At 41.5% G+C, this 12,619-nt stretch carries 13 protein-coding genes; 2 read left to right on the plus strand and 11 right to left on the minus strand.

Features of this window, described 5'->3' with window-relative positions:
• Window position 1: 1 nt before the first annotated feature.
• The 4 genes from sufB to V6N89_RS14695 form a co-directional block, all read right to left on the minus strand.
• Window positions 2-1,438, minus strand: a complete 1,437-nt coding sequence (gene sufB, locus V6N89_RS14680) for a Fe-S cluster assembly protein SufB (RefSeq protein WP_346992867.1) — start codon at window positions 1,436-1,438, stop codon at window positions 2-4.
• A gap of 280 nt (window positions 1,439-1,718) precedes the next feature.
• The gene (locus V6N89_RS14685) at window positions 1,719-2,885 is read right to left on the minus strand and encodes an IscS subfamily cysteine desulfurase (RefSeq protein WP_346992868.1); all 1,167 of its coding nucleotides are present in this window, start codon (window positions 2,883-2,885) and stop codon (window positions 1,719-1,721) included.
• 18 nt (window positions 2,886-2,903) lie between these two features.
• Complete coding sequence (gene iscR, locus V6N89_RS14690) at window positions 2,904-3,389, minus strand: Fe-S cluster assembly transcriptional regulator IscR (RefSeq protein ID WP_338518199.1); 486 nt, start codon at window positions 3,387-3,389, stop codon at window positions 2,904-2,906.
• A 382-nt stretch (window positions 3,390-3,771) separates the two neighbouring features.
• On the minus strand, window positions 3,772-4,410 hold the full coding sequence (locus V6N89_RS14695) for a class I SAM-dependent methyltransferase (protein ID WP_338518200.1): 639 nt from the start codon (window positions 4,408-4,410) through the stop codon (window positions 3,772-3,774).
• Between the two features lie 134 nt (window positions 4,411-4,544).
• Between V6N89_RS14695 and V6N89_RS14700 the strand changes: the two genes are divergently transcribed.
• Window positions 4,545-5,417 carry a LysR family transcriptional regulator gene (locus V6N89_RS14700; RefSeq protein ID WP_338518201.1) on the plus strand — a complete coding sequence of 291 codons (873 nt, stop codon included), beginning with the start codon at window positions 4,545-4,547 and terminating at the stop codon, window positions 5,415-5,417.
• A gap of 272 nt (window positions 5,418-5,689) precedes the next feature.
• Here the strand turns inward: V6N89_RS14700 and V6N89_RS14705 are convergent, their stop codons facing one another.
• The 6 genes from V6N89_RS14705 to V6N89_RS14730 all read right to left on the minus strand — a co-directional run bounded on the left by V6N89_RS14705 (window position 5,690) and on the right by V6N89_RS14730 (window position 10,536).
• Complete coding sequence (locus tag V6N89_RS14705) at window positions 5,690-6,724, minus strand: serine hydrolase domain-containing protein (protein WP_346992869.1); 1,035 nt, start codon at window positions 6,722-6,724, stop codon at window positions 5,690-5,692.
• Between the two features lie 352 nt (window positions 6,725-7,076).
• Complete coding sequence (locus V6N89_RS14710) at window positions 7,077-7,532, minus strand: GNAT family N-acetyltransferase (protein WP_338518203.1); 456 nt, start codon at window positions 7,530-7,532, stop codon at window positions 7,077-7,079.
• Between the two features lie 130 nt (window positions 7,533-7,662).
• On the minus strand, window positions 7,663-8,094 hold the full coding sequence (locus V6N89_RS14715; protein WP_338518204.1) for a GNAT family N-acetyltransferase: 432 nt from the start codon (window positions 8,092-8,094) through the stop codon (window positions 7,663-7,665).
• Window positions 8,095-8,181: 87 nt separating this feature from the next.
• A complete protein-coding gene (locus tag V6N89_RS14720; protein ID WP_338518205.1) occupies window positions 8,182-8,541 on the minus strand; it encodes a cupin domain-containing protein in 360 nt (119 codons plus the stop codon).
• A gap of 80 nt (window positions 8,542-8,621) precedes the next feature.
• On the minus strand, window positions 8,622-9,374 hold the full coding sequence (locus V6N89_RS14725) for a type 1 glutamine amidotransferase domain-containing protein (protein ID WP_338518206.1): 753 nt from the start codon (window positions 9,372-9,374) through the stop codon (window positions 8,622-8,624).
• Between the two features lie 130 nt (window positions 9,375-9,504).
• Complete coding sequence (locus V6N89_RS14730) at window positions 9,505-10,536, minus strand: M23 family metallopeptidase (protein ID WP_338518207.1); 1,032 nt, start codon at window positions 10,534-10,536, stop codon at window positions 9,505-9,507.
• Between the two features lie 148 nt (window positions 10,537-10,684).
• Between V6N89_RS14730 and V6N89_RS14735 the strand changes: the two genes are divergently transcribed.
• On the plus strand, window positions 10,685-11,431 hold the full coding sequence (locus tag V6N89_RS14735; protein WP_338518208.1) for a helix-turn-helix domain-containing protein: 747 nt from the start codon (window positions 10,685-10,687) through the stop codon (window positions 11,429-11,431).
• Between the two features lie 360 nt (window positions 11,432-11,791).
• Here the strand turns inward: V6N89_RS14735 and cysE are convergent, their stop codons facing one another.
• The gene (gene cysE / locus V6N89_RS14740) at window positions 11,792-12,616 is read right to left on the minus strand and encodes a serine O-acetyltransferase (protein WP_346992870.1); all 825 of its coding nucleotides are present in this window, start codon (window positions 12,614-12,616) and stop codon (window positions 11,792-11,794) included.
• Window positions 12,617-12,619 lie beyond the last annotated feature (3 nt).

Genomic DNA, 12,619 nt, shown 5'->3' on the forward strand with positions numbered 1-12,619 from the left:
ATTACCCCACTGAACCTTCAAGACTAATTTCGAGCAGCTTGCTGGCTTCAACGGCAAATTCCATAGGCAGCTCTTTGAATACTTCTTTACAGAAACCGTTAACAATCATAGAAACGGCCTTTTCTGTGTCTAAGCCACGTTGCTGACACAGGAATAATTGTTCGTCGCTCACCTTCGATGTTGTTGCTTCGTGTTCAACAATGGCTGAAGGGTTACGGCTTTCGATGTACGGGAACGTGTGTGCGCCACACTTGTCACCAATGAGTAGCGAGTCGCACTCGGTGAAATTACGAGCGCCGTCTGCGCGCGGCCCCATTTGAACCAGTCCGCGATAGGCGTTGTTACTATTACCCGCTGATATACCTTTTGAGATAATGGTCGACTTGGTATTTTTACCCACGTGGATCATCTTAGTACCGGTATCAGCTTGCTGACGACCTCGCGTAAGCGCTACTGAGTAGAACTCACCTACACTGTTATCGCCTTTAAGAACACAGCTAGGGTATTTCCACGTAACCGCAGAACCCGTTTCTACCTGTGTCCACGAAATTTTGGCATTGGTATGCGCTACACCACGTTTAGTTACGAAGTTGTAGATACCACCTTTACCGTTTTCGTCACCCGGGTACCAGTTTTGTACCGTTGAGTACTTGATCTGCGCGTCGTCCATTGCCACTAGCTCAACCACTGCCGCATGAAGCTGGTTTTCATCACGCTGTGGTGCTGTACAACCTTCAAGGTAACTTACGTAGCTGCCTTCATCAGCAACAATTAAGGTACGCTCGAACTGACCCGTGTTCATTTCGTTAATACGGAAATAGGTAGAAAGCTCCATTGGACAACGTGTGCCTTTTGGAATATAAACGAATGAACCGTCGGTAAATACAGCGCTGTTCAGTGCAGCAAAATAGTTGTCTGTGCGCGGCACTACCGAGCCAATGTATTTCTTAACAAGGTCAGGGTACTTCTGAAGCGCTTCAGAGATTGGACAGAAGATAACGCCCGCTTCTTCCAGCTTTTCACGGAACGTGGTCACAACAGAGACCGAGTCGAATACTGCGTCTACCGCCACACCTGCCAACATTTCCTGCTCATGTAGCGGAATACCAAGCTTTTCGTAGGTGCGAAGAAGTTCTGGGTCTACTTCGTCTAGAGACTTAGGCTTGTCTTTCATACTCTTTGGTGCCGAGTAATAAGAAATGGCCTGATAGTCAATTTTTGGATAGTCGACGTGCGCCCAGTCTGGCTCTTCCATTTCTAGCCAAGCATGATAAGACTTCAAACGCCATTCAAGCATCCATTCAGGCTCGTTTTTCATTGCTGATATGCGGCGGATAACCGACTCGTCCAGGCCGCTTTCAAACGTTTCCGATTCGATTTCAGAGTAGAAACCTGCTTCGTACTTTCTGTCTAACGCCTGTTCGATCTGTTCACTCATGTTGGGATCTCACTTGTTTGCCTGCATTTGCTGCCATTTGCTGTTTACTCAGCACAGTAACCACCCCACGGTCTTGATGATTACTGGGTTTCTGTGTATTTGAGTGCGTTTACATTCAAAGAAATCACCACGCAAAACTCAAACAAACCACTTGCCACAAAAAGGGCAGCCTAAAAAATTGGTGCGGTATTATATAATACCCGACTAATTCACTCAAATATTCAGCCGTTTATTTACCGTCACCAAGCTTAAAATTTCTTTAACACGCTATAACCTTTATTTATGCTGCCGCCGCGTCTCTTAATCGAGTCACAACGTCAGTTACTTTCGTTATTACGTAATCAATGTCTTCTTGGGTTGTAAATCTACCCACACTAAAGCGAATACCGGCGTGAGCAAGTTCATTGCTTCGACCAATCGCTTTTAGTACATAAGAGGGTTCAAGACTGGCTGACGTGCATGCTGAACCTGATGACACCGCAATGTCATTTAAGCCCATCATTAAACTCTCGCCGTCCACGCCAGCAAAACTGACGTTCAAAATTCCAGGGACGCGCTGTGTTTCATGGCCATTTAGCAGCACGTCATCAATTTTACTTAGCCCCTGCCATAACGATTCACGAAGAGAAGTAACGCGCTTACTTTCTTGTGCTAAATTTTGGTATGCCAGCGCTATGGCTTCCCCCATACCAACAATTTGGTGGGTAGCAAGCGTACCGGAACGCATACCGCGCTCGTGACCGCCGCCATGTATTTGCGCCGCTAACTGAATTTTAGGACGACGACGGACATATAACGCCCCCATCCCCTTTGGCCCATACATTTTATGGGCAGAGATTGACAGCAGGTCGATAGGCAAAGTGGACAAATCGATGTCTATCTTGCCGACACTTTGTGCGCCATCAACGTGAAACAAAATGCCTTTCTCGCGACACATTTCACCAATAGTTTGAACATCCTGAATAACGCCCAATTCATTATTTACGTGCATCACAGACACCAATATTGTGTCTTCGCGCATGGCATTTTTTAACTCATTAAGGTTAATCAGGCCATCTTGTTGTACGGCTAAGTAAGTCACTTCGAAACCTTGACCTTCAAGATATTCACACGTGTCTAACACCGCTTTATGTTCAGTGTTAACCGTAATGATATGCTTACCTTTCGCGGCATACCCTTCTGCTACACCTTTAATAGCAAGGTTGTTTGATTCTGTAGCGCCAGACGTAAGTACTATTTCACGCGGGTCGCAATTAAGTGCGTCGCTTACTTGGTTTCGTGCAACGTCTACCGCTTCTTCAGCCATCCAGCCAAAACGATAGCTTCGAGACGCTGGGTTGCCAAAGTTTCCATCTAAGGTAAGGCACTTTGCCATCGCCTGTGCCACAGCCGGATCTACAGGCGTTGTAGCAGCATAGTCGAGATAAATTGGAGTTGATAAAGCCATGTGTGACTCGAAACCTGTTTAAAGTTGGATACTAACTTCAATATCGTTGGCGATATTGCGAAGGGATGTGGCGCTATCTTGACGACCAGCGACTTCTTGAACATCACGTTTAGCCATGAGTTCACCCAACGTAATTGAGTCTAAAAATACTGAAATCCTATCGCTTAAATCTTGCCACAAGCTATGAGTGAGGCATCGATCACCGCCCTGACAGTCGGCTTGCCCTTGGCAGCGGGTTGCGTCAATCGATTCGTCTACCGCGCGTATAACCTCACCAATGGCGATGTCACACGCTTCTTTGCCCAGCAGATAACCGCCACCAGGACCTCTTACGCTATCTACCAGTTGCTCTTTACGCAATCGAGAGAAAAGTTGTTCTAAGTACGATAAGGATATTTCTTGACGTTCTGATATATCGGCAAGAGGTACAGGACCGCGTTTGGAATGTAGAGCAACGTCTAACATTGCTGTAACTGCGTAGCGACCTTTAGAAGTGAGTTTCATTGAATTCTCCCGCCATTCTTTAATGACGCGAATTCTCACATACCCGACTAAAATGGTCAAGTATAAGACCTAGTATTTTAGTCAGGTATTGTATTTTCCAATCCAAAGCTGGAACGGTTTCTAACGATTATGGAATCCAAGACCTTTTAGAATGCGGTTTCAAAAGAAACCAAATTTAAACAACACTTCCTGTTTCCAATAGAAACGTCAATTTAGAAGGTTTTTATGATTTAATTCAAATAAGAAAATATGGTAATAGCAGCCTGATTTTCTTATTCCCTGACAGGCAGATTTGGTCAAACAAGACTGACAGATTTGGACCTCTTCTATCTGTCAGATTGTCAGATTTTGACTTATCCAAGTTTTGAACATGAGTACTTATTTAGTCTTTAGGCGCCAACTTTTTTGCTATCACAAAAATACTGTTTTCACTTGGAGTCCATGCAAAAACTGCATCAAACCCGGCTTCAGAAACCAAATCGAGGTATTCTTCTCTCTTGAAGGAGTGTATTTTCGGCACTAGCCCTATAAATTGAACAAATTTCACAAGCCACCTCACGATCACAAATTCATTTTGTATAAGTGGTGTGCTTGAGACAAACACGCCCCCCTCTCTTAATACTCTATGGATCTCGGTCAAAGTAGACGAGGGATTCTCAACTAAATGCATAACGTTTAGCCCCAAAACAGCATTATAAGAATCAGGTTTGAAGTTAAAATCTTCCAACGCACCTACTTCAAAAGATACATTTGAAACATTGGCGGCACTCGCGCGCTCTTTGGCTATTTCAATCATTGCTGGCGAGATATCTGTGGCTTCAACCCTTTCTACTTTTGAAGCATGCATAATTGCAGTGCTACCTGTACCACAGCCAAACTCCAATACGGAATCACTGGAAAGAAGATACGCTTGGGTAAGCTCTACTTTGCGCAGATAAATCTCCTCGTTAGGCACAGCTTTCTTGGCATACCTTTTTGAAATCCGGTTCCAAAAATTCGCTGCTTTAACGTTTGTCTGCATATAGCCACTTCACTCTTCGATAAATTTGGTGTCGTCGAAATTAGCATTAGCTATGGCCAGATGCTCATTTTTTCCGTGTTGACTCAGTATACAAATATGTATACTGGAAATACTAAGCGATGAGAGGGCCACGTATGGATTTCGATTGGAACGATGCTAAAGCGTTTCTGCGCACGGCTGAGACAGGTTCTTTAACAGCAGCATCAAAGATACTACGCACTAGTCAGCCAACTGTAGGCAGGCGGATTTCCGCTTTGGAAAAAAACTTAGGGATCGTATTGTTCGAGCGCAGCAAGAATAATTTATTCCTGACACCGCAAGGAGAGCGAATTGTTGAGGTATTGCAAGGAATGGAGAAAGTTGCGAGTGAGACTATCATAGTAGCCAAAGGAGCTACGTTAGCTCACATTGGAACAGTTACTATTGCAGTTAGCGAAATTGGTGCAGTATTCACCATGCCTGCGATGATTTCTGAACTAAAAAAACTGGAGCCGACCATTCAGATAAGGTTAGAAGTTTCAAATGACACGGCCGATTTACTGCACAGAAATGCTGATATCGCGATAAGACACTATAGACCTGAAGAAGAAGCGCTAATCATCCGTAAGATAGGTAGTAGACAAGTAAGTCTCTATGGGACTCCTGAGTTGTGCAAAACATTTCGTAACGCCAATTTAAATGGGCAAAAAATTCCTATTATTGGCTTTAACGATACTGACTTTATGACACAAATTTTAGTGACTGGAGGTCTAAACGAGAAGCAGATTGACTATGTATCAATAAGTGATTTTCAGCTTAGTCAAATTGAATTGGCAAAACGTGGCTTAGGTTTTATTTTGCTGCCCGTTAATTTTCACGGAACAATAAGTGAACTTGAGTGTTTATACCCTGATAGCCGTTCATTATATGAATACAGTTCATGGTTAGTTAGCCATTCAGAACTCCGTAAAAACAAGCGAATACGCTTCGTATATGATTTTTTGTCGACTCAATTGGAAAAGTTTTAACGCGACCTGCCTAACTCAAATAATATCCAGCGTTAATATTTATTTTGAAGTTGTCAGGATGAAGAAATGCGCTTTCAATTAGGTTCATACCGGATTGACGCGTTAAAGCAACATCCTGTAATTTGAAAACGTAAAAAGTATCTGCCAAAAAGGATAGAAAATTTTCATCGCATTTCCTTTTATACTCATCAGTCCGAGTAAATAAATTCTAGTGTCTATGAAAGCGCCATTTTCGTTGTGTATTATTCATAAGGTGCGATGGATAGTAGGTGTCAAATGGTGGGTGATTGCCTCCTCCTTATGATGTCGACAATGCGATCATGGATAATTTGTGAAAGTAATAAAGTATCGTTTCCTGTAGTGTTCACGAATTGGATGACAATTGTGTCAATATCTTGATAGTAACGTGCTCGACTCCAGTAACCCAGAACCCAACCGTCATGTTGGAATTCATATAGCTCTTTGTAGATCTCAGCTTCTTTTCGAGTAAATAATGAGCCTTTATTGAGTGCTCCCAAGAACTGGCCAACGTCTTCAGCGGTTGATACCATGCCTTGATCTAGATGCTTAAAGTCTTCCGAATATCCAACATAATACCCACTCATCAACTTGGTTTGATCAACTTCATTTACAGACATATAGGTATCTGTTATGCCCAGTGGAGCTAACATTTCTTCTTTGATAAACCGTCCATAATCATAACCGAGTACCTTAGTCATTATTCTTTGGAGTAAATAATAATTGGAATTTGAGTAGCGGTAGTCAGAATTCGGTTCGAAGTCAGCTGGTTGGTCAAGAATTAACTCCAGCATATCTAAGGAAGACTCCCCCCAATTGAAATTTTCATTATCGGTAAAATTCGGAATACCACTCCTGTGTTGGATCATCATGCGCAGCGTGATCCTGTCGGAATTTTGAATTCTCCGACTTAGTTCGGGAAGATAAAAAGCGAGAGTGTGGTCCAATGACAACTGACCTCTAGCTGCAAGCTTAACCGCTGCGGAGGCATCATAGAGCTTGGCAATACTTGCTATCTTAAATAGAGCTTGCGGATAAGCTTTAATTTTCTCATCCCTGTTGTGGAAGCCCTCGGCATAATATTCAGGGTCTTTGTCCTTCTGAACTACATAAACTATAATGCCATCCAATCCTTCACTAACAGCACTAGACAGCTCTTGTTCAATTGTCTTTGGTATCGGCTTTAGGTAATAGAGGCCAAACTCCCATGGTGCGAATAAGTAGATACTTGAGATAGTTACAAGTGCAGCGCCCATGCGCAGTATTGGTTTGAGAGAAATTCGTTTCATTGTGATTCTACTAGTTGACTATTTACTTAATATCCAAAATCAAAGGCTATACATATTGTAATTATCCTTTTAATAATACTTTCGTAAGTAAAAGAGGAATTGTTGCCAAATATGGACATAATTCGAAGTAAAACATAGCTGAAACTGCTAAGTCGCAACGTCGTATAAAACAGGCATTTTACCTTTCCACTTTTCTTATAAACCTTCTTCTACACTTAGTCGAGACATAAAATTTGCAGCATTGATTCGACTAGATTTACTTACCGAAAAAATTGCGCCTAGAGTTAGGCACGACAATATTTCATATTTGGCTATAGAGACTGTTACTAATCGAACTTCCATAGTTTCAAGCTTAAATTTCTAATTCCATTACAAACTTGCAACCATCTTGAGAGATGACTTTGAAGCCATACTTTTCATAAAGGCGAATCAAGTGCTCTTCGCAACGGAGATGTAGAACGACTAAATTTAAAGCTTTAGCTTCTAAAATAGCGTATTTAATCAAGGCATCCGAAACACCAATCCCTCTATACGGCTTTAGTACATAGATACCATCTATCCAGTTTTTACAATCAGGACAACTAGACGACTTAACAAAACTTATCTCTGCCGCCCCAACTGGCTTACCATTGATATGAGCAACAAAACCAATTCGCTCGTCAAATTTGGTAATTTGATCAATAGTATCTAAGGCTGTAGCTGTAGTGTTTCTGCAATCCCACTCTTGGTAATACCAATGAGCAACTGTCTTTATGTCACCTGGACATTCTTTCAATCTCGAGATTACCAATGTGCTTATTCTACCCACGATTTTATGCCTGTTTCCTATACATAATTAATGCGCACAACGATTCACTAAAAACCAAATTAAAAAAACGGGCCACTTTTCATTAACGTTTTAAAATTATAATTCGTGAATACATGAGAAACATTCCGAATCAAAGTGTCATATGCAGGAGTGGAAATGGCTTGCCCATGTCATCCAGCGGTGAACGGGATTCTACTTTAAATCCCATATGTTCATAAAAGCCGACTGCTTGAGGGTTTTGCTCGTTCACATCAACTTTGTTAGCATTAAGTTCTTCTATTGCATATTTGAGCAATAATGCTCCAAAGCCGTGCCCTCTTGCCTCATTTAAAATAAACAACATTTCTATTTTGGAACCATGAACTCCCACAAATCCAAGAATTGAGCCACTTTCACTTTTTACACACCGTAATGAGACAGCTGGAAACGCTTGTTGGACAATGATGGGTTTATAAAACTTAATGTCTTCGTCTGAAATAAAGTCATGTGTCGCTCTTACTGAACTCTCCCACACTTCCAGCATTTCGGAGTAATCCTCTGGTACTACCCTTTCTACAATCATTGCATTTCCCTGATATTTAAAAATTGCCGAATGTGGCTAAGAAGGGGCTATCCCCTATAGCTTCCGCAGACCAGATTGGCAATTAGCCTAAATCCACACATCATTCTCAGCTGTTAAATCACAGCCTGCCTCACCTGTATTCACTACACCTTTCGGTTCAACAAGTAAAACCTTGCACTCTCGTGTAGCCGAAGGTTTATGCTTAACGCCCTTTGGAACAACAAATATTTCTCCCGGAGTAAGATGAACTTCTTCGTCCATCAATGAGATTGTCATTTCCCCCTCAACAACGAGAAAGGTTTCGTCAGTATCATCATGCTTGTGCCAAATAAAATCATCTTTGAATTTGGCTAACTTAAATTGATAGTCGTTCATTTCAGCAATCACTTTGGGTGACCAATATTCGCTGACACTTGAAAACTTTTCCTTCAGATTTATTTTTTTCAATCCAAAATCTCTTTATTCTCTTCTACGAAATTAAACGTTTGCCCCTGCCTGCTTACCTTGTTTGAACAAGATGTACCCGTTTATTGCAAATCTGATTCTAATATCATTTCTTTAGCTACTAAGGCAGCAGATGGCAAAAACATAGTGGATACAATACGTTCATCGATTACCACGGAATGTTTGTCTTCTAACGAGTCCTTGTTTAACGCAATAGCGCCATTTTTGTTCAGCTGGGTTTCAATGAGAAAAGGCAGTAAGGTCCCTTGTTTAGCCCAAGACTTAGATGTTTCTGTAGAATTTGGAAAACCAGCAACCTTTTTTCCTCTTACCATAAACTCACCGTTAGACAGTGTAACGTTGGCAATTCCAGCAGAGCCGTGGCCACCAACACCAATAATTCCACCTGACTCATAGACCTTTCTTATGATTGAATGAATCGCTTTATTGTTGGCAACATCGAACATGACGCCATATCCACCTCCAATAAACACGCCCCAATAATCTTCGGGTTTTACTTCCATTGGTCGCAGCGTTGCGTTCGCTTTGTCTAAAAAACCTTCATACTTGATGGTGTAGCTGCTTATACCATGTGGTGACATCATAAATTCTACTTTTCCACCTTTTGGCGAGACAAAATCAACGTCAAAACCATGACTGACAAATACATGGTAAGGAGGAGCGAACTCTAATAGATTGTTTCTCGCTTCATGCTTTTCTGGATCGCCCATGTCGACCATGTTAGAAGCGATAATCAGAACTTTCTTTTGGCTTTCCGCGTGGGACGCCATCGATATTAGCGCTACGCTAATCAATAATAGTTTTATTAGTTTCATAAATAATCCTTATAAAATGTGAACGTTGCTTGCCTAAAAGTTTGGTTTTAAATTACACATGAATTTCAAAAAACCTTTATTCGACCCGTTTTTAAAAAGTCTATATTGCAGGTAGTTCGTGCTTTTGCATCTATGTCTGTATTGATTCAATTACATTATTTACCACTGTACCTCTTTGAATAGTTGACTTATCAAACTTGACGCAATCTATTGCTATGTTTTCAAACTTCAAAGGCAGACCGACTGAGCTGTAGAATGACGGTGTGTCTTGGAGGTGAAAATGCAAATGAGGTTCTGTCGTACTACCTGAGAAACCACACTTACCTATGAATTGACCCGCAATTACCTTGTCGCCAACCTTTAATGGAATTGAATCTTTAATCAAATGCGCATAGAAGCCATACTCACCTTCTTCGTGCTTAATTATTAAGTGATTTCCAGCAGCTTGTTTTGACATAGCGTTAATAAAGAACCAACCAATAAAAGGTGAATCTTTTACTCCATTAACGACTTTAATTACTTCACCGTCAGCCGCTGAAAGAATATCCTTGCCGTAACATTTGTAGTCGCTTACGTCAAAGCCTGTCCCTGTATGCCTTTTGTAGGTATTATCAGAAACAACAAAATCGTAAGCATATCTCTGATTAAGAACATTCCAAGAATGAGACGTTTCCGGAGTTGTACCTCCATGATAAATCAACCATCCACCGCAAAATGGTAAGCGATAGCGAGCTTTTACCTCATAGTTCTTGATGTATTCTTCACGTCCTCTAATTCGATAACTTACGCAGATCATCCCGAAAGTGAGTCTAATTTGCTGAAACAAAAGAAAAGGGTTGAGTAGAGAAAGCAGATTTGAAAGTACGAAGACAATAGTTTTTACACCAATGCCTAGTCTCCCTTTTAAACCCGGCATAGGCCACGAGTAAGACGGGTGTTTGCTCAGCTGCTTTTTACTGTTTTTTTGTCGCTGCCTAAATATGACTATTGCTAGTGAATAGCAGCCAAAATAAAGTCCCCAGCTGTAACTGCTTTGCCAGTCAACTGACGTAAGTCGGGTTATTGATAATTTAACCAGTGTCGCAACAACCATTGCGACAAGTAGCGGGTATAACCATTGAAAACTACTTGTAGTTTGTTCGGTGCGTTGATTATTAGACATTTCGATTATTGCCCTGATTAAACTCTAGGCACATGTTAACAGTTTTCCAAGGTTATAGAGCCAGAATCGTTGTGGTATCATTTAGTGAAACCAACAGAGACATTTAGTGATACTAAAAATGCAGAGATATCAAGAGAACACGTCAACATTGAGTTTATCTATTCAGAACGGATTGACACTAATAAAAAAAGAACTGAAAGCCAAAGGCATTAAATATTCAGTACTTGCCGATTTAATGGATACCTCCGAGGTTACTGTCAAACGTATGTTGAACAACGCAAATATTTCATTGTCTCGCATGATGTTTCTGAGCGAGCTATTAAATTTGGACTTGGCAGAATTGCTTGTTCCAAAGGGAAGAACGAAACCAACGCAGAGTTTTTTTACAGAGGAACAAGACAAGGCTTTTTTTGAAGAGCCTAAGCTTTGGTCGTATTTTGTAGAACTTTTTTATAACTGTAAATCACCTCAAGAAATTGAAAAAGAACATGAATTGACTCAACTTTCGACCTACATTTACTTAAGAAAGCTCGAAGGCGTTCAACTCATTAAACTTAATCCTAAAAACAACGTTGAGATTTTGGTAAAGGCGCCGATCGGATTTGACAAAAAAAGTAAGGTCATAAATCGGCATATAAGCCACATGATGGAAGTAAGTTATAAAGCCGTTATGGTTGATGACAAGGAAGATGAAGATTATTTTTTAAGAGTTAAACCTATGCGACTAACACAGCCTGTTTATCTTAAACTCGTCGGCGAGCTTAAAACCGTAATGGACAAATACGCGGAGGTGTCAGAAGTGGCCTTTGCAAACTCGAATGAAGCAAAGGATTATCAGGTTGTTTTTACTGGACATCGTTTGATTGTTGAGGATTATGAGACTAAAAGTTTATAAAATACTAGACTTGGTGATTGTCCGATTAAAGTATTATAGCTAGGTTCTTACCTAAAGAGCACTCTCCAAACAAATCTTAAATTAGTCGATTTTCACAAAACTAGCTTTGCACATTACACCACTGCGAGCTATGCTTTCTGCCATAAGTTGAAAATATTAAATATCAACGTGAGTCTTTATTTTATAGAGACATACCGATTCCAAAACGGTTCTGCAAGTATACCCTCCATCCAGCCAGATTCTGAAATTCTGCAAAAGGGCTATTTGAAACTTTGCCCCACAACCCCAATTAATTCGAAGATCATCATTCCAGCTTTGGATTGGAAGCTACAGTATTATCGATTAATTATATCAAGTTTACTAAATAGCAGGATCGAATGATGAGTGGGCTTTTTCGCGCTGCTGAGAATCTGTTAGTTCAATGCCCGTATCAGCAAAGTCTTCAGCGCTAATATTATGCAAATTATCGGTACATACGTCGCCACCAAGCGACTGGATAACCTTGCACATTTCTTCGACTTTTGTGTCCATTTGATGCATGTGCTCCAGCATGATCCCCATTGCATTTGCCACCGGGTCTGGATTATCGGGCGCAACAGCATAGGCATCAAAACCATACTTCTGCGCTATTTTGTCGCGCTGCGGATTTGTAGCCGCCGAGATTTCCTTTTGCTTGGAAATAATAATACGACCAGGAATACCCACCGCCGTCGCGCCATCAGGAATGTCTTTTACCACAACAGAGTTAGAGCCGACTTTGGCATTCTCTCCGATAACAATAGGCCCCAATACTTTTGCCCCGGCCCCCACGACCGCGCCCTTCATTAGCGTTGGGTGCCGTTTACTGGCTTTCCAACTGGTGCCGCCAAGCGTCACGCCGTGATACAGCGTGACGTCGTCACCAATTTCAGCGGTTTCACCGATAACAACGCCCATACCGTGATCGATAAATACGCGTCGTCCTAATGTGGCCCCCGGGTGGATCTCAATGCCCGTTAACCAACGACTGAAAGTTGAAAGCGTGCGCGCTAACCATTTCCAGTTTGCACGCCATAGTTTATGGCTTACACGATGCAGCCACACCGCGTGTAGTCCCGGATAATTCGTCAGTACTTCAAACGTATTACGTGCGGCGGGGTCACGATGGAAAACCCCCTGAATGTCGTCTTTAATTCGGGAGAACATAAC

Origin of the sequence: Alteromonas gracilis, assembly GCF_036870955.2 — a bacterium.
Classification (GTDB): Bacteria; Pseudomonadota; Gammaproteobacteria; order Enterobacterales; family Alteromonadaceae; genus Alteromonas; species Alteromonas gracilis_A.